Raw genomic sequence first — 19188 nt, forward strand, 5'->3', positions numbered from 1 at the left:
TGATTGCGCTGTACGCCGCCGCTATCGGCATCAACCTGTGGCGCGGTCGTCGCGACATCGACTGCGGCTGTGCCGGCCCGGACCAGGTGCAACCGTTGCGCCCCGTCCTGCTGCTGCGTAACAGCGTGCTGGTCGGCCTTGCGTTGCTTGCCAGCGTAGCGCCGATTGTCCGCGATTTGAACGTTTTCGACGGCTTTGTGACCCTCTTCGCCAGCGCCGTCGCACTGCTGATATACGCCGCAGCCGATGGCTTGCTGGCGAACTCCCCTCTTCTGCACAAACTGATTGGTAGGTGATCAATGGAAGGCTTAATCGTATCCAACGCGTTGCTCTGGATTTTGTTGTTGGCCCTGGCATTCGCCGTGATGGGTCTGGTGCGTCAGATTGGCGTACTGCACGGCCGTATCGCCCCGGCAGGCGCTCTGATGGTCGACAAAGGCGTGGCCGTCAACGAGCCTGCGCCACAAGTCACGGCCTCCGACCGTAACGGGCGCCCGGTGAACTTCGGTTACGCCGGTGAAAAATCTCAGTTGCTGTTCTTCCTCTCGCCGACCTGCCCGATCTGCAAGTCGCTGTTGCCGGCCATCAAATCCATCGCGAAGGAACAGGCTGATCGTCTCGACGTGGTGTTCATCAGTGACGGCGACATGGACGCCCAACAAGCACTGATCCGCGAACACAAACTGGACGACGTCACCTACGTGGTCGGGCCGGAAGTGGGCATGACCTACCAGATCGGCAAACTGCCGTACGCCGCGCTGATCGACAAAGCTGGCACCCTGCGCGCCAAGGGCCTGGTCAATTCCCGGGAACATCTGGACAGCCTGTTCGAAGTCGAGCATCTGAAAAGCGCCACGCTGCAGGACTACCTGAACAGCCAGCCGCATCCCCATGCGCATGACCACAGCCACGGCCATAGCCACTGATAAGGCAGGGAGACTGTTATGAAATTGCTGGATCTGTTGTTTGAACGCTCGTCGCGCCGCGTCGCCGACACCACGTCACGCCGCAAACTGCTGGCGCGCATGGGCTCGCTGATGGTCGCCGGGGCTGCGCTGCCCCTGCTGTTGCCGCTGGATCGCACCAGCAAGGCCCTGGCCGCCGATAACCCGAAAGCCGGCGATCCCGGCGATCCGAACAGCTGCGACTATTGGCGCTACTGCTCCATCGACGGCTTTCTGTGCAGCTGCTGCGGTGGTTCGGTGACGTCGTGCCCGCCGGGCACTGAAGCGTCGCAAGTCACCTGGATCGGCACCTGCCGCAACCCGTCGGATGGCAAGGACTACATCATTTCGTACAACGACTGCTGCGGTAAACAAAGCTGCGCCCAATGCGCCTGCACCCGTAACGACAGTGAAGAACCGGCTTACCGCCCGTTCAACAACAACGATGTGAACTGGTGCCTGGCCGCCAAATCGCACATCTATCACTGCACCGTTTCGATCATCCGCGGCGTCGCTGTTTAGTGTCAACTGGACGTCGGTTGCTCTGCCAATCGACGGCATTTTTCGTTCCACGCGGCAAACGATGTACCCCTGTAGCAACTGGCGAACCTGTGGTGAGGGGGTTTATCCCTGTAGCAGCTGCAGAACCCTGTGGCGAGGGGATTCATCCCCGTTGGGTCGCGCAGCGGCCCCCTAATTTTCACGACTGCTGCGCAGCCGAACGGGGATGAATCCCCTCGCCACAGTGCAGCCGGACGCAGGCTTCGCCAGCTGCTACATAAAGCGAGGTTAATTGCAGAGGTGTTTTTCATGCGTAGTTTGCTGTTTCTTAGTCTCGTTTGCGTCATGACCGCGCCGCAGGCCTACGCCCGCGCCATTCCCAACCCGGCGCAACGCCACGCACCGGGCAACGAAGAAGCGCAAAAACCCATCGCCGACGCCGGTTACAGCGTCGGTGTGAATTACCAGCTGCAATGCGCCGGGTGTCACCTGGGCAACGGCATGGGTTCTCCCGCCAATGACACGCCACGGATGACCGGGTTCGTCGGCAATTTCCTGAAAGTACCGGGCGGTCGCGAATTCCTCGTGCGCGTGCCGGGTATGTCACAGTCCGCGCTGAACAATGCCCAGCTGGCGGATTTGCTCAACTGGCTGATGCGCAAAGACGGCATGGCCGGCAAAAGCCTGCCCGACGACTACCAGCCCTACAGCGCCGAAGAAGTCACGCAGCTGCGCGCAAAAACCATGCTCAACCTGCCCGGCACCCGTGCCGAGCTGATCAAGGCGATGCGCGCACAAGGCATTGCGATTGAAGACGGGATGAACAACTGAGGCCAAAGCTTCGCCACTGGCCTGAAGTGATGGCAGAAAAAGTCTCGGCGCCGTTCTGCAAAGACAGAACCTGCGCCGAGTTGATCAACACCATTGAGTGAACGTTACTTGGGTTGCGCCACAGTGCGCAGATACGGTTTCACCGTCTTGAAGCCGTCCGGGTATTTCTTTTTCGCATCCTCATCCGAGACCGACGTCGGAATGATCACGTCATCGCCCGGACGCCAGTTCACCGGGGTAGCCACGGTGTGTTTGGCGTTCAGTTGAATGGCGTCGAGCAGGCGCAGCACTTCGTCGAAGTTGCGCCCGGCACTCATCGGGTACACCAGCATTGCCTTGATTTTCTTGTCCGGACCGATGATGAACACCGAGCGTACAGTGGCGTTATCGACGGCAGTCCGGGTACCACCGCTGGCATTGGGGTGGATCATTTCGTAGAGCTTGGCGACCACCAGGTTCTCGTCGCCGATCATGGGGTAGTTCACCGCATGCCCCTGGGTTTCCTCGATGTCCTTGGCCCAACTCTGGTGGTTGCCGACCGGGTCGACGCTGAGACCGACAATTTTGGTGTTGCGCTTGTCGAACTCGGGCTTCAGTCCGGCCATGTAGCCCAGTTCGGTGGTGCACACCGGGGTGAAGTCCTTGGGATGGGAAAACAGGATGGCCCATTTGTCGCCGATCCATTCGTGGAAATGCAGGGTGCCTTCGGTGCTCTCGACGGTGAAATCCGGTGCTTCGTCGCCAATACGGATGGTCATGTGCGTTCTCCTCGCTGTGAAGGGTTGGGAAACCGTTGGACGAATCAGTATAGGAGACGTTTAAAAACTACCCGAACACAGGCGTCACGCCTGCTGCGCTGAGGTCCGACAGGTCATTTAGCTCCCTGCAGCCATTCACGCGGGCTGGTGCCGGTTTTGCGGCGGAACGCTCGCGCCAGTGCCGATGGACTTTCGTACCCCGTTTCCTCGGCGATCAGTGCGATTGGCCTGCCTTCACGCAGGCGCTTCTGGGCGAGACTGATACGCCAGCTCACCAGGTAATCCACCGGCGTTTGCCCCACTATTGTTCGAAAGTACTCCGCAAAGCTGGCGCGAGACATATTGGCAGCGGCGGCCAGTTCGGCCACGGTCCAGGCTTTGGAAGGGCTGTCGTGCATCAGGCTCATTGGCCTGGCCAGGCGGGGATCGGCAAGCCCGGCGAGCATCCCTGGACGTTGATCGTGACGGCTCAACAGGTGCCGCAACAGCTGAATGACCAGCATCTCGAACAGTCTGTCCATCATTGCTTCGCGACCGCACAACCCGTTGGAAGCCTCGTTGAACAGCCATTGCAGGGTGTGCGTGAGTTCCGGGACCTGATCGAGTTCGAGCACCAGGAAATCCGGCAATGCCTTGGCCAATGCATTGCCTGCCCCGCCGTCAAACGTCAGCGAGGCACAGACCAGCTGCGCATCGAACGCTTCGCTGGCGAACAGTCGGTGACGGTAAGGACGTGGAAAAAAAATCAGCGTTGGCTGAGTGAGCGTGAGAGGACGCTCATCGCCGAGGGCCAGGGTGATTTCACCGGCCTGAAGCAGATGCAGGTGGCCTGCGGATTGATTGCCATCAAAGGCCGTGGTGCCGCAAAACGCTCCACTATGGAAAGTACCGGCGCTGACACCGAAGTGCGTGAGCAAGGTGGACAAACGATCCATTGGATGACTTCCGAAAAGGTTTTGGACGATTTGTCGCATATCCTCGACGATTAGCACCCCGGAGTCCAGGTTCGATCATTAGGATAGGCACCGTACCAGCGCAATTCGCGCTTGAATCGACGGAGAAACACCATGCCTCGTATCACTGCCCTGAGTCTTGATCACGCCAACGACACCACCCGTCCACTGCTGGTAGGCGTGCAAAAAAAAATCGGCTTTCTGCCCAATGTCTTCAAGACACTGGCGCATGCACCGGCGGTCCTGTCGGCCTACGTACAACATTCGGTGGCGTTGGGCAAAACGTCGCTAAGCGCTACCGAGAAGGAAGCGGTTTTTCTCGCGACCTCGCAGGTGAATGGCTGTGACTACTGCCTTGCAGCGCATACGTTGTTTGCTGGCAAAACCGGGCTGTCCGGGCAGGACATTCTCAAAGCCCGACAGGGGGAATTGAACGCGTTTGCCGCGCTGGCCCGTCAAGTGACTGAAAGTCGCGGTCACTTGAGCGATGAGCAAATCAATGCAGCGCGGCTGGCGGGTATTGATGACGCGAAGATTATTGAAGTGGTTGCGCACGTGGCTTCGCAGACGTTGACGAATTACCTCAACAACCTTGCGCTGACGGAGATCGATTTTCCTGCCATTGAGAATTGAAGGAAAAAATCACCCTGAGCCCACGTGACAGGTTGCAGGCCAAGGGCATGAGCCCTTGGTCATCAGGTCCGGTCCCGCGCCTACTTACTTACGCGCCAGTTTGTATCGCAGGCAATCGTCGTAAAAACTCTGCTTGATCGCCGCCGGCTTGATCCGCGAAGGACTGTCATAGGTCTGCTCCGTAATGCCCATCGCCAACATACGCATCCACGGCTTGCTGAATTTGTAGGTTTGCAACTTCTGTCGCGCGGCATACAGCGAGACGCCCGCCAGCTTCAATTCCTGGGCCTTGGCAGCCGTCCCCGCGCCCCAGCTGCACATATAACGATCATTCTGCACCAGCGCTCTCGCTTCGCCTTGCGCTGCCATGCCCATCAAACCGCACGACAGTAGCCCAATCATCACATTGCGCATTTAGATTCGATCCTAACAACCTGAAATTTCATTGATTTTGATCAAATGTTGCAAGTCTCGGGGCCAGTAAAATGCCTTACGGTCATATGAGAATAATTCTCGATATGCGCATTACATTTCTTGCTACATTTAAATTCTTAGCTATAGCTAATAATCCCTAGGTTCTGTAAATGAGAGGCAACGGAATGTCAGTCGCAAAAAAGATGACAGTGGGGCAACTGACAATGTTGACGGCCGTCAACATGTTGGGCTCAGGCATTATTTTATTGCCAACCAAACTCGCCGAGGTCGGCGGTATTTCAATCCTCTCCTGGCTGATCACAGCCACCGGTTCCCTGGCTCTGGCCTATGCGTTTGCGCGCTGCGGGATGCTGAGTCGCAAGACAGGCGGCATGGGCGGCTATGCCGAGTACACCTTCGGTAAAGCCGGTAACTACCTCACGAACTACACCTACGGCGTCTCGCTGTTGATTGCCAACGTGGCGATCAGTATCACGGCAGTCGGCTACATACAGACGCTGTTCGACATAAAGCTTGATTCGCTGCAAGTAGGCCTGGCGACCATCGCCCTGCTCTGGATCACCACGTTCGCCAACTTCGGCGGCGCGCGGATCACCGGCAGGATCGGTTCGATCACCGTCTGGGGCGTGATTGCGCCTGTGGTACTGGTGTCCACCATCGGCTGGTTCTGGTTCGACAGCAGCGTTTACGCCGCCGGCTGGAACCCGCACAACATGGGGTATCTGGAAGCGGCAGGCGCCTCGGTGGCGATCACCTTGTGGGCGTTCCTGGGTCTTGAATCAGCGTGCGCCAACACCGACGCCGTGGAAAACCCGGAGAAGAACGTACCGATTGCGGTGCTGGGCGGCACGCTTGGTGCGGCGGTGATCTACATCGTGTCCACCAACGTGATTGCCGGCATCGTCAGCAACCCGGAACTCGTCTCCTCCACCGCGCCGTTCGGTCTGGTTTTCGCCAAGATGTTTACCCCGGTTATCGGTGACATCGTGATGGGGGCGATGGTCCTCGCCTGCATCGGTTCGCTGCTGGGCTGGCAGTTCACCATTGCCCAGGTGTTCAAAAGCTCGGCGGACACCGGTTACTTCCTGCCGATCTTCGCCAAGGCCACCAAAACCGGCACGCCGATTGTCGGCATGCTGATCCTGCTGGCCCTGCAGACCGCGATCGGCCTGCTCACCATCAGTCCGGACCTGAGCAAGCAGTTCGACACCCTGGTCAACCTGGCCGTGGTCACCAACCTGGTGCCGTACATCCTGTCCATGGCGGCCCTGATGACGATTCAGAAGGTCTCCAACGTGCCACCAAGCAAGGCGCTGGCGACCAACATCATCGCGTGGGTCGCCACGGCCTACAGCTACCTGGCGCTATACAGTTCCGGCGAGCAGGCACTCATGCTCGGCGGTGTCGCAACCATCTTCGGCTACACCCTGTTCAGCTTCGTCAACAACCGCCTGATCGCACTTGAAGCGCACAACAACAGCGTACCGACGCAAACTGTCAGCGCTCAGCACATCACTGGCGTAGCTGTGCCGGTGAACAATCTGCAAACGGCCACTGTGGAGGTTAGATAATGACGGAATATAAACACTCACTCGGGATGCTCGCGCTGGTGGTGGGTACACCCCCGGACAAGCGTACCGTTTTCGGTCGTGCCCTGGACCAGCTGATCCACGACGTGGAACAACGCTCCATCAGCGTGGTGATGTCTGAAAGCCTGAGCGACGCCACGTCGATCCTGCGTTCGGACTCGGCCATCCAGTGCGTCCTGCTGAGCTGGGAAATGGACGAAAGCGAAGGCCACGAGGAATGCATCAAGCTGCTGACCACCCTGCGCGAGCGCAACACCCGCGTACCGGTCTTCCTGATCAGCGACCGCAGCACCGCGTCGAGCATTCCGCTGGTGGTCATGCAGCACGCCGACGACTTTATCTGGCTGCCAGAAGACACCAGCCGCTTCCTCAGCGGCCGCATCATGGCCGCCATCGAACGCTATCGCCAGGCTGCACTGCCGCCGATGTTCGGCGCGCTGGTCAAGTTCTCCCGGTCCTATGAGTACTCGTGGCACACACCAGGCCATGCCGGTGGCACAGCCTTTCTGAAAAGTACCGCGGGCCGTGCGTTCTACGAATTCTTCGGGGAGAACCTGCTGCGTTCCGATCTGTCGATTTCGGTCGGTGAACTCGGTTCGCTGCTCGATCACAGTGGCCCGATCGGCCAGGGCGAGCGTTACGCCGCCAAGGTGTTTGGCGCGCATCGCACCTATTACGTGACCAACGGTTCGTCGATGTCCAACCGCGTGATTCTGATGGCCAGCGTGACGCGCAATCAGATCGCCCTGTGCGACCGTAACTGTCACAAATCCGCCGAGCATGCGATGACCTTGTCCGGTGCGATTCCGACCTACCTGGTTCCGACGCGCAACCGCTACGGCATCATCGGTCCGATCCTGCCGCAAACCCTGAGCGCTGAAGGCGTCAAAGCCGCCATCGCCAACAACCCGCTGGTCAAGGAAGGCATCGACCCGACGCCGGTCCACGCCATCGTCACCAACTCCACCTATGACGGCCTGACCTACAACGTCACCCGCGTCGAAGAACTGCTGGGGGAAAGTGTCGACCGCCTGCATTTCGATGAAGCCTGGTACGGCTATGCGCGGTTCAACCCGCTGTACCGCGAACGCTTTGCCATGCACGGCAACCCGGAGGATCACGACGAATCGCGGCCGACCGTTTTCGCCACGCAATCGACCCACAAACTGCTCGCTGCGCTCTCTCAGGCATCGATGATTCACGTGCGCAATGGCCGCAATCCGATCCCCCACGGGCGCTTTAACGAGTCGTACATGATGCACGCCTCGACCTCGCCCAACTACGCGATCATGGCGTCCTGCGACGTCAGCTCGGCGATGATGGAAGCGCCAAGCGGGCAGATCCTGACCACTGAATCCATCGAAGAAGCCATCAGCTTCCGTCAGGTCATCTCGCGCATGCACCACGAGATGGCGAGCAACGACCAGTGGTTCTTCACCTGCTGGCAGCCACCGACCGTGCAGGTAGGCGCGGCGGCCGTGCCTTTCCATGAAGTCGATCCGGTATTGCTGAAAACCGAGCCGAACTGCTGGGTCCTGCACCCGAACGACGTGTGGCACGGCTTCGGTGACATCGAAGAAGGCTACTGCATGCTCGACCCGATCAAGGTATCGGTCCTGAGCCCGGGCATGGGCGACGACGGCAACTTGCTCGACTTCGGCATTCCAGCCTGCGTGCTCACCGCCTACCTCGGACGCCAGGGGATCGTGGTCGAGAAAACCACCGACTTCACTATCCTCTTCCTGTTCTCCATCGGCATCACCAAAGGCAAATGGGGCACGCTGGTCAACGCCCTCCTCGACTTCAAGCGCGATTACGATGACAACGTCGAACTCGAGCTGTGCCTGCCGGACCTGTTGGCCGCCAACCAGCAGCGCTACGCGGGCATGGGCCTCAAGGACCTCGCGAACGAAATTTTCGCCGCCATGAAGAAAAACAAGACCACGGCCGCCATGGCCCAGGCCTTCGGCACGCTTCCGCAAGCCGAGTTCAGCCCGGTGGAAGCGTACGAAAAACTGGTCCGCAACGAAGTCGAACTGGTGACCCTCGACCAGGCCGCCGGCCGCATCGCCGCCACCGGTATCGTGCCGTATCCACCTGGCATTCCATTGCTGATGCCCGGTGAAAACGCAGGGCCTGCGGACGGGCCGTTGCTGGCTTATCTGAAGGCACTGGAAAACTTCGACAAATCCTTCCCGGGCTTCACCCATGACACCCACGGGATTGAAGCGGAGGATGGGGTTTATAGCTTGCTGGTGTTGAAGTGAGGTAACGCTTTCCCCCAGTGAACGAGGCCGTCCATCACCGTGTGATGCGACGGCCTTTTTCGTTGTGGGATCGGTTGATTGCGGTGTGTCAGCTGACATTTTACTGGGCGGCCTCAAGACCCTATGGGCAAATCCGACCGTGGCGCTCTATGATTGCCCCATGACGACCACACCTGTGATCCGCCAACCCTGCCCACCCGGCGCCTGCGATTGCGGGCGCGACCCGCTGCTGGAAACGCCGGGCGCGGATGTGCGCATCCTGTTTCTGACCCGTGCCGAGGAAAAGCGCCTGATCGAGCGTCTGGAAAACCTCCAGAGTCTGAGCGATCTGGAGCGCCTGCAGCGGCGGATGCATGAACAACTGGGTATCCGTGTCGACATCGCCCCTGGTTTTAACGAAGTCCGCACCATGCGCGGCATCGCCATCGCCATCAACGAATTGCCAGGCTTGTGCCGCAAGACGCGGGCGTCGATCCCGGCGGCGATTCGGCGGGGACTGGAGAAGAACCCTGAAGTGGCTTACGAGCTGCTCAATGCCAATGACTTGTTGCGGGATGCTTGAAGGGCTGGAGATTTAAGATTCCGGTAAGCGCCCGCAGCGCCTCCGGTGCCACGCCGAAGGAGTCGGAGTGGCGCATCATGGCAGGTCATCAGAATCGCCAGGTCATATTCCCGGTCAGCGCTTGAATCCATGCATTGTCAAACTGACCGGAAGTTCGATTGCCGGACACGGATTTGGTCTGGTCCACCGACATGTCACCGATCCAGATCATGGCCCAACTGACGTTGATGTCCGTCTCTTTGTTCAACGCATAGGTGGCGCCTGTCGCAACGCGCCAGGATTCGTCCATGGGCACGGTGAACGTTCGATTGCCGTCCGACACGGCGCTGCTGTCGTAAGCCACGCCGACGTTCCACAGCAGTTGCGGTGTGGCCTGGTATTGCGCACCAAGGGAGAGGTGCCAGGTGTCCTTGAAGTCGGCATCCACGGTGGTTGAACGGGCGTTGCCCGCTGTGGTGTCGACCTGGGCGGCAATCTCGCCGAACTCTGACCAGTCCTGCCAGTTGACCGATGCCAGCAAGGCCCACTGCCTGTCCAGTTGCTGGAACAGGCTAAGGGTGACGGTTTGCGGCACCGTCATGTCCAGTTGGGTCTTGGCGCCATCCAGGCGATCCAGCGCCGGGCCATTGCCTTTGATGTCCAGGCCGTCCTCGAAATCCAGATCGACTTTGCTGGTATACGTCAGGCCGATACGGGTTCCGGATTGCGGGGCATAGATCACGCCCACGTTCGCACCGAACCCCCAATCCTGGTCTTTGTACTTGAATTGTCCGTCACTGCGATCGGTGAAACCGAACGGCGCCCGGTCAATGGCGGTTTGTGCTTGCAGCATGCCGTACATGGCCTTGACGCCGACACCGACCGACCACTGTTCATTAAGGCGATACGCCACGCTCGGTACGAAAGACACACCACCGAGGCTGGCGTTCTGGGAGAAGTAGCGGCCAGACCATTCGTTGTCGTAATTGACCGCCAGGCCGAAGTCGGCGTACTGACCGAAGCCGACGCTCCAGTGATCGTCCAGTTCATGGCTGACGAAAAAACTGGCACCGGGAATGGGGTCCAGGGCGTTGCCACTGCCGCTGCCAGCGACGTTGGTATTCTCGTCGCGATCGAATTCCATGTGGCCGTACAGTACCTGCAAGCCAGCGGTTACTTGCGTGCCCGGCAGGTAGCTCATGCCCGCGGGATTGGAGGCAATGGTCGAGGGGCCCTGTGCTCGGGCGGCGGCACCGGCGTTGGCCAGGCCAGCATTATCGGTGCCGATTTCGTAGAGCATGATGCCGCCTGCCTGCACTTCATGGCAGAACAGAACAAGCACAGCCGGAATCGCAGATTTTCTTAGCTGCATGGACTTATCTCGACAAGAAAGCTTCCTCGAGTACCCCAATTAGTCCTGATTAATAAAGTCTGAACTACGCTGAACAGGGCCGGGGGGGGAACAGACCATTAAGTGGTAGTTCATGTTTTCGAAATCGGAAAGGTGTGCGAATGAATAAAACTCTTCAATTCATACCCGTGATGGCGTTGGCAACCACTTGGCCCCACATCGGGTTCTCGGCCGACAGCCAGGCGGAATTGGCCAAACAGTCGCTAAACCCGGTGGCGGCGCTCTACAGCGTGCCCATTCAATACAACTGGAACCAGAAGCTCGGGCCCAGCGGCGAGGGTTATCAAAGCGTCACCAATATCCAGCCTGTGTTGCCATTCAGCCTTAATGATCAATGGAATCTGATTTCCCGAACCATCCTGCCGATCATTGACCAACATGGCCTGGTACCCGGCGGGCAAGCCGACAAATCCGGTATGGGTGATATCACTCAGAGCTTCTTCTTTTCACCCAAGGAACCCACCGCCAGCGGCTGGATTCTGGGGGCCGGCCCGGTGATTCTGGTGCCAACCGGCAGTGATGATCTACTGAGCGCCGAGCAATGGGGCGCCGGGCCTACGGTGGTGGCGCTTAAACAGAGCCATGGCTGGACTCGCGGCATTCTGGCCAACCACATCTGGTCCCTGGAAAGCAGCCCACCCGACGACAAGGACAAGATCAATCAGACGTTTCTGCAACCATTCTTCAGCTACACCACCCATACCTACACAACCTTTGGCATCAACACCGAGTCCACCTATGACTGGCAAACCCGCGAATGGTCGGTGCCGATCAATCTGTTCGTGACCCAGTTGCTCAAAGTGGGTCATCAACCCATGAGCTTGCAGGCCGGACCGCGCTACTGGGCTGACAGCCCGAAAGACGGCGCTGAAGGCTGGGGATTTCGGGTAGCGTTCACGCTGTTGTTTCCCAAGTAGATTTAAGTCAGGTTTCCCACCCGCCGCCGCATCTCGGCCGTGATCGTCTGACGGGTCTTTTTCAGGTCCGCCCACGGCTCATGCCCCACCTCAGCCAACCGCTCATGGACGTTGTTCACGTTCCACTGATTACCGCCCTTCAACTCGCCCACTTCCTCCCGAAAGATCGGCACCGACACCGGCAATCCTTCCCGGGTGCGCACGGCGTAGGCGCAAATGGTGGTGGCACCCAGACCGTTGCGCAGGTAATCGATGAAGATCCGGCCAACCCGGTTTTTCGGCCCGGAAACGGCGGAAAACCGTTCCGGCAGCAGTTTGGCCATGTGGCTGACAATCGCGTGGCTGAAGTCCTTGACCTCGTCCCACCCGAGTTTGCGAGTCAGCGGCACCACCAGGTGAATGCCTTTGCCGCCGCTGGTTTTGAGAAACGCCTTGAGCCCCAGTTCATCCAGCACCGAGAGCGTCAGCTGCGTCGCCTCGACCATGCTTTTCCACGGCAGCGCCGGGTCCGGGTCGAGGTCGAGGACGAAGCGGTCCGGCTTGTCGAGGTTGTCCGACGTGGCGTTCCAGGTGTGCAATTCCACGGTGCTCATCTGCACGGCACCGATCAGCGCTTCGGCGTTGTTGATGATCATCACCGGCTGCCCCGTGAGCGCCTTGTCCAGGGTGGTGATACCCGGAATCGCCAGGCGTTCGGCGTTTTTCTGGAAGAACAGTTCGCCGGCGATCCCATCCGGTGCACGGACCAGCGCAACCGGGCGGTCCTTGAGTTCGGGCAGGATGAATTCGGCGACGCGACCGTAGTATTCGGCCAACTGCATCTTGGTGGTACCACTGCTGGCGTCGATGACCCGGTCCGGATGAGTGATGCGCACCTTGCCTTGTGCCAGGCCGGCCTGTGACGGTGCCGGGGCGACCTTGTCGTCAGATGCTTTTTTGCTGGCCGTCTTTTTCCCAGCAGGTGCAGGTTTTTCTGCAGCGGTCTTTTTACTCGCCGCCGCGGGTTTTTCTACTGACTTTTTACCCTTCGCAGCCGGTTTTTCTGCAGCGGTTTTCTTCACCACGGTCGGGCGCTCCTCGGTGATGTCTTTGGCAGGCTTATCGTCACGCAGCCCATGGAACACGGCATGGCGCACGGAGCCGTCCTTGGTCATTTCGGCAAAGGCGATTTCCGCGAGCAGGACGGGCTTGAGCCAGTGCACCCCCTTGGCGTCGAATCCGGTGGGAGGATTAACCACCGAGGCTTTTTTCGCCTTCAACGGCAAGAGCTGTTCGTAGATGCTTTTCAGCGTGGTTTCATTGAACCCGGTGCCGACCTTGCCGGCGTAGCGCAATTCACCGCTGTCGCGGTCATGCAGACCGAGCAACAAAGCGCCGAAGGCATTGCGCGAGCCTTTCGGATCGGTGAAACCGACCACCACAAACTCCTGGCGATGCTTGCACTTGAGCTTGATCCAGTCACTGCTGCGACGCGAGACATAGGGCGACCCCAGGCGCTTACCAATCAAACCCTCCATCTGCATCTGGCACGCACTGTTGAGCAGTGCCTCCGGTGCCTCACCGAAGGAGTCGGAGAAGCGCAGCAAAGGGTTTTTACTGGTTTTGAGCACCGTCGCCAGCGCCACCCTCCGCTCCTCGACCGGCACTTCGCGCAAATCCACGCCGTTGAGGTAAGGCATGTCGAACAGGTAGTAAAGAATGTTGGCGCTGGCGCCCGAATCAAACGCGTTCTGCAACGCCTGAAAATCCGGCACGCCCTGCTCATTGGCCACCACCATTTCACCGTCGAGCCAGGCCGATTCGAGTTCCAGCGCCGCCACCGCCTCGGCCTGGGCTGGCAACTTGTGGGTCCAGTCATGGCCATTACGCGTGAAAAACGTGACGGTGCCGTGGTCGACGCGCGCCATGATCCGGTAGCCATCGAACTTGATCTCGTAGCTCCATTCGCCCCCCGGCGCCTTTTCGACGAGGGTGGCCAGTTCGGGTTTGATCAGGTCGGGCAATTTGGCTTTGTGGGCACCCGTCAACTGCGCCGAACGCGCTTGGGTGGCGACCTTGGGGGCAGGCTTCTTGACCGGTTTGGGTTTGGCGGGCGCTTTCGCTTTTTTCGCCACGATGGTCCGGTCACTCAGCACGCTGTCGGGCTCGGCGGCGACAACGTCGTAATCGCTCTCGGGCTTGGCTGCATTGTCCTGATGCTTGATCAGAAACCATTGCTCCTGCTTGCCCGGCATGTGCGTGCGCACCAGGTTCCACAACCCCGCGAGCTTCTCGCCTTGCAGTTCGAACTTGAGCTTGCCCTTGGCATAGGCGGTAGCCGGATCCTCTTGCGGAATCCACACCCCACGGTCCCAGACAATGACGTCACCTGCGCCATAATGCCCCTCGGGAATGCTGCCCTCGAACGTGGCGTAGTCGATCGGATGGTCCTCGACATGCACCGCCAGACGCTTGACCTTGGGGTCCAGCGACGGCCCCTTGGGCACCGCCCAGCTTTTCAGCGCGCCATCGAGTTCCAGGCGAAAGTCGTAGTGCAGGCGTGAGGCGTCATGTTTCTGGATGCAGAACTGCAGGGCATGGTCTTTCGCGATTTTCTTGCGTGAGCGTTTGGCCGCCGGTTCAGAGGTCGCCGAAAAATCGCGCATGCGGTTGTAATCGTCCAGATTCTTGTTCATGGCTCATTCACCTGCTACCGATTCAACGCTGCCCCCGATACCTGGGCCGATGCGCGTAACGATCAGCGCGACCACGGCGATGCGCTCCACACGCTGATACCCGGGCGTCAACAATTCTTCACCGAAGACATCGGGGTCCAGTTCGCGGTAGGTCCAGCCGAACATCGGTGATTCCAGGCGTGAGCTCAGTTCCTCAAGAAACGGATCACGCCCGTCGATCATCGCCACACCGGTGTACAACACCAGTGATCCACCGGGTGCCAGGCGATACAGGGCCTGTTCGACGATGCGCAGGGACAATTGAGCGCCAAAAGCACCGCCCCCGTGGCGATAGGCACGTTCGGCGGGATCGGCCATGTAAGGCGGATTGGCGACGATCAAGTCGAAGTTTCCGTCAACGTCCTGCAGCACATCACTGGGCTCGACCGTGACGTTGGCGACCTCGGCGAGCGCCGCATTGACCGACGTCAGTCGCAGAGCCGCCGGGTTGATATCGACGGCCAGCACCTCGGCTTCACGGCGTGCGCGGGCAATCACGATCGCCCCGACGCCAGCGCCGCAGCCGATGTCCACGGCACGCCTGATCGGGGCGAAACTGTGCTGCAGATGGCTATGAATCAATTGCGCAAAACGATAGGTGTCAGGACCAAAGAACACCGAATCAGCCGCTTCGGTGGGAAAGCCCGAATGCACGAACAGCAGGTCATCCAGGCTGGACCAGCGCACGCGGCTTTTCAGCTGCCCGTGGTTGGCTTCGAGCACACCGGCCTGCTGCAATTGCTTTTGCTCTTCTGCCGGCAACAGACCGGGCTCGAATGGCCGCGACCAACCAAAGACGTCGCGCATCGTTCGAGCCTGTTGCCCGGCCGCACGATCATTGACCCGCTGGTGGGTCACTGGCGTGGGTGTGATGAATCGATAACCGTCTGCCTGCAATCGCCGCCCCAATTGAAGCAGCACCAACTCGTCAGCGCCCAGCTGTTCTTCCTGATTCATGAGCGGCTCCCTAGCGCAGACTGGATTTGAGTTCGATGAAGCGCCGGGTAGCCAACAGGCCGGCCGGATGAGCATGTCGATGGGCTGACAACCACGGAATCAAAACCTGCATCCGGGCGTGATCGTCCAACCCTCCCAGGGACGCTTGCAGGGTCTGGACATCCGGATCGCCAACGGGCAACGCCGGGGTGGTATTGACTCGGGTGACGCGTCGATAAGCGGGGGTTCGTTCGGGCGTCCAGTCGCCGGCGATCCAGTCGTGCAACAGTTGTTTTTCATAAGGGCTGAACACCCCGAACATCGCCGCGCCGTCACCGACGATCATCTGCCAGAAACGGCTGGCTTGCGGGTCCTGGTGGCGCTTGATCCAGCCCTTGTTTTCCATGGCCTCGAGAAAACCGGGCAACTGCTCCGGCGATGACAACCACTGATTGACGGTCTTGCCTTCAAAGCGGCAGTAGTCGGAATGCATGTGCTGGCCGAACGGGCGTTTGCGTTCGAGCATGCCGAGCAGTTCGTCGTAGAGGTCGAAGGATTCGATAATTGCGCGACTGCCCTGCCCCAGATCATTAAGCCGATAGCCCGCCGAAACCCGGCGCAGAAACGCCTCGCGATCAGCTTCTACCGGCAGCAGGTCCAGCACTGCCTGGACGGCCTTCTGCGCATGACCGGTGCTGGCATTGTCGATGGTGACGTGCAGGGTGAAGTAATACGGATCGATCCCCAGCTCGCTGAGCTCATAGGCGCTGATCAACAGATGCAGCGGCAACTGCTCGTAGCCGAGGTTGTAGCCAATCACTTCCGGCAGAAAGCTGTCGGCGCGTTCGCCCAGCGCCAGTTGAATCGCGCCTTGCAGGTAACGTTCGTCAGGTAACGCGCTGGTGTCCTGCAGGCCGTGTTCTGCGAGCAGTTTTCGGTAGATCACCACATGATTCTGCGCGGGATTACCGTCGCCCAATTCTTCGAGATAGGTGCAGATCAGTCCGTCAAATCGCGGATCGCGCCAGTGTGGCAGCAGGCCGTATAGCCAAGCACCGTCCACCAGTTTCGTGGGGCCCACCGCCTGCAGGAAAAACAACGCATGGGCTTTGTTGCTGAAAAACTTACGCGGCCCGCCGGCTTTGCGTTGTTGCAGATAGTCGGCGTATTGATGAGCGACTTCGACGCAGTGATGTTCGACGAATTCCTGCAGGGCGGACAGGTCCTGAGGCATCTCTTCGGGCAGGCCAGCGGCGATTTCGAGTTGCTCGGTCAGGAAAGTCTCAGCCAGCGCGCGACGCTGCGTTTCGTCGGTGCTCAGCAGCAGCTGTTCGTAGGTGTTTTTGATGCAACCGGCTGTCGGAATCAGGTGTTCGCGGGCGGGTTGCGATTCAAGTCTTGTCAGGGCAGTCATGGGCGCATCTCTCGGTCTATGGCCAGTGGCAGGACGCTGAATCAACACGTCTCTACTTCAGCAGAGCGATGCGCCAGGAAAAAAATTCAATCGGAGTTGAAATTGCCCGGACAAACGGGCTTACGGAGGTGAACAGGAGGTGTTTAACGCTTTTTGCCGAGGCCCCGGCTAATACCGATCCTCCAGTGAGATCCCCAAACCCTGTAGCAGCTGGCGAAGCCTGCGTCCGGCTGCGCAGCAGTCGTAAACCCGGCTAACGCATTTTCCCTGACCCACCGCATGCGCTGGTTTTACGACTGCTTCGCAGCCGGACGCAGGCTTCGCCAGCTGCTACAGGGTTATTGAGTAGAATTTGCGGTTGCGGCGAGTCAGGGGAAACTCGCTAGCCGTACTTGCGCAACCCTGTAATTGACGGTTACGCCACGCCACCCTTGGCCTGCTGCTCCAGGTGCACTTGCAGTTCGGGCTCTATTTTCAGCGCCGCGGCCAGTTCATCCAGATAGGCGCGCTCGGCGTCCTGTTGGTCATCCACCAGCATGACGCTGGCCAAGTACATTTCCGCGGCCATGCCAGTGTCCGTCGCCGATTGCGCAACATCGGTGGCGTCCAGTGGGCGCGCGACTTCGTCGTCCAGCCATTGCTGCAATTGCGGATCGTCGGTGTGGCGGGCGAGTTCATTGCTGATCAACTGTTTCTCGCTGTCGTCGATCCGGCCATCGGCCTTTGCCGCTGCGATCAATGCGCGCAGGATTGCGTGGCTGTGGTCTTCAACTTCCGGGCCGGACAATAAATCCACGGTGCGTGGCGCCTCTTGTGGTGCCGACGCCTGGTTACGCTGCCAGGCCTGATACGCCTGGAATGCCATCATGCCCAATGACGCCAGCGCAGCATAATTCATGCCGCCACTGCTCGACCGATTCCGGGGTGATGTGGACGCAGGTGATCCACCGCCCAGCAATCCACCGAGCAAACCGCCCAAGCCACCGCCGCCCATGCTGGAACCGGCACCGCCGCCCAGCAGGCCACCGAGCAATCCACCCAGACCGCCGTCGATCCCGCCTTGTGACGGAGCGGCACCACGTTGCTGCGCCGAGCCTTGACCGGCCCGCAACAGTTGTTCGAGCAGATCGCTGGTGTTCATGACGTCGTCCTATATAAAGGGAGTAATTCGGTGAAGAAAAGATAGTACTCACCGGCCAATTCGCCACCACCGTCTGGCTGTCTGGTGCAAACAAGGAATCCATGGCAGAGGTTCCTGTGGCGAGGGAGCTCGTCGAATCGTCGCACCGTCCCGCTGGGCTGCGCAGCAGTTCTTTCTCTGGGGCTGCTTCGCAACCCAGCGGGACGGTGCGACGATTCGATAAACTCCCTCGCCACAGAGAATCTGTGTGTGCTGAGAGGGAAGAAAACACGTGGATTTATCCCGCGTATGTTTTGGCGGCGCAGCTAAGATTTACAGTGGGTGAACCTTATTCCCGGATTTCCGGTCGATACCTGCAACCCGAACCGGTTTGCCGCCGCCCTCACGCTTGAGGGTGATGCCTGGCTTGCTTCACTTTTTGGAGAACGCCCCCGTGATATCGACCCTACACATCGCCAGGCTCAAAGCATGGGGCGCCCATGGTTTTACCGCCACTGGCGTGGTCACCGCCTTCCTCGCGACCCTCGCCCTGCTGGAAAACCAGCCGACCAGTTGCCTGCTGTGGCTGGGCGTCGCCCTGATCGTCGATGGTCTGGATGGCGCATTGGCGCGCAAGGTCAACGTGCAATCGGTGCTGCCGAGCTTCGACGGCTCGATCCTCGACCTTGTGATCGATTACTTGACGTACGTGTTTATCCCCGCACTGTTTATCTACCGTTACATCCCGCTGCCGGAGTACACGCTGCTGCTGACGGTCTCATTGATTCTGGTCTCGTCGCTGTTCTGCTTCTGCAACGTCAACATGAAGAGCAAGGACAACTACTTCCAGGGCTTCCCCGCCGCCTGGAACGTCGTTGCGCTGTGCCTGTACATCATTGCGCCGTCGCCGTGGATCACCTTGCTCGCGGTGATTGGCCTGGCCCTGCTGACGGTCACCCGGATGAAATTCCTGCACCCGTTCCGCGTGCGCAAATTCATGCCGATCAACATCGCCGTCACCGCCATCTGGTTGCTGTGCAGCTTGTCGCTGGTCATCAATCACCCGGTCATCAACCCTTTGGTGATGGGGCTCTGGCTGCTGATGTCGGCGTACTTCCTGGGCATCTGCATCTGGCGTACGGCGCTGGAGTGGTTTGACGGGGCGCGTCACAAGTGATCACACCGGTATCTTGAATACGGTCCCCCCGTAGGAGCTGCCGCAGG

18 protein-coding genes are annotated in these 19188 nt (G+C 59.5%); 10 read left to right on the forward strand and 8 right to left on the reverse strand.

Annotated features, from left to right (window positions below; all coding sequences use genetic code 11):
• The 4 genes from GBC55_RS21445 to GBC55_RS21460 form a co-directional block, all read left to right on the forward strand.
• A partial coding sequence (locus tag GBC55_RS21445; protein WP_281508186.1) for a MauE/DoxX family redox-associated membrane protein occupies positions 1-296 on the forward strand: 296 nt, incomplete at its 5' end.
• A gap of 3 nt (positions 297-299) precedes the next feature.
• Complete coding sequence (mauD, locus tag GBC55_RS21450) at positions 300-926, forward strand: methylamine dehydrogenase accessory protein MauD (protein WP_162439535.1); 627 nt, start codon at positions 300-302, stop codon at positions 924-926.
• Between the two features lie 18 nt (positions 927-944).
• Positions 945-1466 carry a methylamine dehydrogenase light chain gene (locus tag GBC55_RS21455; RefSeq protein WP_162439534.1) on the forward strand — a complete coding sequence of 174 codons (522 nt, stop codon included), beginning with the start codon at positions 945-947 and terminating at the stop codon, positions 1464-1466.
• A gap of 288 nt (positions 1467-1754) precedes the next feature.
• On the forward strand, positions 1755-2276 hold the full coding sequence (locus tag GBC55_RS21460) for a cytochrome c (RefSeq protein WP_162439533.1): 522 nt from the start codon (positions 1755-1757) through the stop codon (positions 2274-2276).
• Positions 2277-2380: 104 nt separating this feature from the next.
• Here the strand turns inward: GBC55_RS21460 and GBC55_RS21465 are convergent, their stop codons facing one another.
• Together GBC55_RS21465 and GBC55_RS21470 are read right to left on the reverse strand one after the other, a co-directional pair.
• A complete protein-coding gene (locus GBC55_RS21465; protein ID WP_162439532.1) occupies positions 2381-3034 on the reverse strand; it encodes a peroxiredoxin in 654 nt (217 codons plus the stop codon).
• Between the two features lie 113 nt (positions 3035-3147).
• On the reverse strand, positions 3148-3969 hold the full coding sequence (locus GBC55_RS21470; RefSeq protein ID WP_162439531.1) for an AraC family transcriptional regulator: 822 nt from the start codon (positions 3967-3969) through the stop codon (positions 3148-3150).
• A gap of 132 nt (positions 3970-4101) precedes the next feature.
• Here GBC55_RS21470 and GBC55_RS21475 point away from each other — a divergent pair, with 132 nt between their 5' ends.
• Complete coding sequence (locus GBC55_RS21475; RefSeq protein WP_162439530.1) at positions 4102-4620, forward strand: carboxymuconolactone decarboxylase family protein; 519 nt, start codon at positions 4102-4104, stop codon at positions 4618-4620.
• Between the two features lie 84 nt (positions 4621-4704).
• Here the strand turns inward: GBC55_RS21475 and GBC55_RS21480 are convergent, their stop codons facing one another.
• Positions 4705-5034 carry a hypothetical protein gene (locus GBC55_RS21480; protein WP_162439529.1) on the reverse strand — a complete coding sequence of 110 codons (330 nt, stop codon included), beginning with the start codon at positions 5032-5034 and terminating at the stop codon, positions 4705-4707.
• A 185-nt stretch (positions 5035-5219) separates the two neighbouring features.
• Between GBC55_RS21480 and potE the strand changes: the two genes are divergently transcribed.
• From potE to GBC55_RS21495, 3 genes are all read left to right on the forward strand, one after another.
• Entirely contained in the window at positions 5220-6626 is a 1407-nt protein-coding gene (gene potE / locus GBC55_RS21485; RefSeq protein ID WP_162439528.1) for a putrescine-ornithine antiporter, read from the forward strand.
• Positions 6626-8911 (forward strand): Orn/Lys/Arg decarboxylase N-terminal domain-containing protein, encoded by a 2286-nt coding sequence (locus GBC55_RS21490; protein ID WP_162439527.1) that lies wholly within the window; start codon positions 6626-6628, stop codon positions 8909-8911. Before potE ends, GBC55_RS21490 begins: the two co-directional genes overlap by 1 nt.
• 160 nt (positions 8912-9071) lie before the next feature.
• Positions 9072-9473, forward strand: a complete 402-nt coding sequence (locus GBC55_RS21495) for a hypothetical protein (protein ID WP_162439526.1) — start codon at positions 9072-9074, stop codon at positions 9471-9473.
• Between the two features lie 88 nt (positions 9474-9561).
• Here the strand turns inward: GBC55_RS21495 and GBC55_RS21500 are convergent, their stop codons facing one another.
• Positions 9562-10824 carry an outer membrane protein transport protein gene (locus GBC55_RS21500; protein WP_162439525.1) on the reverse strand — a complete coding sequence of 421 codons (1263 nt, stop codon included), beginning with the start codon at positions 10822-10824 and terminating at the stop codon, positions 9562-9564.
• Positions 10825-10994: 170 nt separating this feature from the next.
• Between GBC55_RS21500 and GBC55_RS21505 the strand changes: the two genes are divergently transcribed.
• Positions 10995-11780, forward strand: coding sequence for a transporter (locus tag GBC55_RS21505; protein ID WP_247266966.1), 786 nt, complete (start codon positions 10995-10997; stop codon positions 11778-11780).
• A 2-nt stretch (positions 11781-11782) separates the two neighbouring features.
• Here the strand turns inward: GBC55_RS21505 and ligD are convergent, their stop codons facing one another.
• The 4 genes from ligD to GBC55_RS21525 form a co-directional block, all read right to left on the reverse strand.
• Entirely contained in the window at positions 11783-14455 is a 2673-nt protein-coding gene (gene ligD / locus GBC55_RS21510; protein WP_162439523.1) for a DNA ligase D, read from the reverse strand.
• 3 nt (positions 14456-14458) lie between these two features.
• Positions 14459-15451 carry a class I SAM-dependent methyltransferase gene (locus GBC55_RS21515; protein ID WP_162439522.1) on the reverse strand — a complete coding sequence of 331 codons (993 nt, stop codon included), beginning with the start codon at positions 15449-15451 and terminating at the stop codon, positions 14459-14461.
• A 10-nt stretch (positions 15452-15461) separates the two neighbouring features.
• Positions 15462-16844 (reverse strand): iron-containing redox enzyme family protein, encoded by a 1383-nt coding sequence (locus GBC55_RS21520; RefSeq protein WP_162439521.1) that lies wholly within the window; start codon positions 16842-16844, stop codon positions 15462-15464.
• 415 nt (positions 16845-17259) lie between these two features.
• Positions 17260-17985 carry a tellurite resistance TerB family protein gene (locus GBC55_RS21525; RefSeq protein WP_162439520.1) on the reverse strand — a complete coding sequence of 242 codons (726 nt, stop codon included), beginning with the start codon at positions 17983-17985 and terminating at the stop codon, positions 17260-17262.
• A gap of 433 nt (positions 17986-18418) precedes the next feature.
• On the opposite strand from GBC55_RS21525, the gene pcsA reads away from it, so the two are divergent.
• The gene (gene pcsA / locus GBC55_RS21530) at positions 18419-19141 is read left to right on the forward strand and encodes a phosphatidylcholine synthase (RefSeq protein WP_162439519.1); all 723 of its coding nucleotides are present in this window, start codon (positions 18419-18421) and stop codon (positions 19139-19141) included.
• Positions 19142-19188: the final 47 nt, after the last annotated feature.

The sequence above is a fragment of the Pseudomonas sp. TNT3 genome (assembly GCF_010095445.2).
Classification (GTDB): domain Bacteria; phylum Pseudomonadota; class Gammaproteobacteria; order Pseudomonadales; family Pseudomonadaceae; genus Aquipseudomonas.